This is a genomic window from Capnocytophaga sp. oral taxon 324 str. F0483, assembly GCF_000318315.2.
Lineage (GTDB): Bacteria > Bacteroidota > Bacteroidia > Flavobacteriales > Flavobacteriaceae > Capnocytophaga > Capnocytophaga ochracea.
In genome coordinates this window covers 1-971 of record NZ_KB291498.1, presented here as the reverse complement: position 1 = coordinate 971, position 971 = coordinate 1, and the positions used below count along the sequence as shown (strand labels likewise).

Below are 971 nucleotides of genomic sequence, written 5' to 3'. Positions count from 1 at the left end.
AAATGTTAAAATTTACTTTTGCCTATTGACTTTTAAAGAAATACATTATACTTTTGGGGCAAAAATAAAAATAAATAAACTATGAGAAAAAGAACTTTCAAATTTGGAATGTTGGCTTTGGTAGCCCTTGCGCTTACTTATTGCCAACGTGAAGATGCCTCTGAGGCACCACAACAAGACCCTGTTCCTACCGTAGACCCACAAGCGGTAGTGAGCTTAAACGAAGCCAAGAGTCTTTTTGAGGCTTCGGAAAACCAGAAACGCACTGCTAACAGCGTAAGCCGTAGGAAGTACCCGCTTATTGAATTAGAAACCGATTGGCGGTATTTTGTGCAAACACAAACGCTCGTAGGCGATGCTTATTCTAAAATACCGGTAACTATAGTAGGTAGTGACTTAAGTGCCGAAATACTTTTTTTGAAGAAAGATGGCATTACCGAACAAACCCTTTTTGTTACTAAGGTAGATAGCCTTACGAGCGATAACCGCATTGTAAATGCTGACTTCTACTTGTTTACCCCCAAAGGAAAATTTATTTCTGCCTACCGAATGAAAGAGGGGGTTATTACCCACGAGTTGGTACCTAAATACAAAGGAAGGTATAGACTTGTAGTGGATACGGAGGCAGCACAGGCAGGTAGAAAAGGAGATGGTCACCATCATTTTGCTATTCGATGTGAATGTGAAACTGAATATGGAGAGGGCGACTGTGATTGTGCTAATAGTGACGGTGGTGGATTAGGTTCAGATGACAATCCTATTCCATTAGAAGAAGTAACAGTTTATGGAAAGCGTAAAAAGCGTATTAATAATTCTTACACTCCTTATCCGTCTTACACCCCTTATACACCTAATAATAATGGTTTTCCCGACCCTGATTCTAAAGAAGATCATCACTCTTATACAGGTGGAGGTTCATATAAAGGAGGGAGTAGTAGTGTAGGAGCCAGTTTGATGCGCTCAGACGGAAC

The 971-nt window shown here is 40.4% G+C and carries 1 pseudogene; it reads left to right on the top strand.

Features of this window, described 5'->3' with window-relative positions:
- Window positions 1–81: 81 nt before the first annotated feature.
- Window positions 82–971: pseudogene (locus HMPREF9072_RS02775) on the top strand (hypothetical protein); the annotation flags it as partial.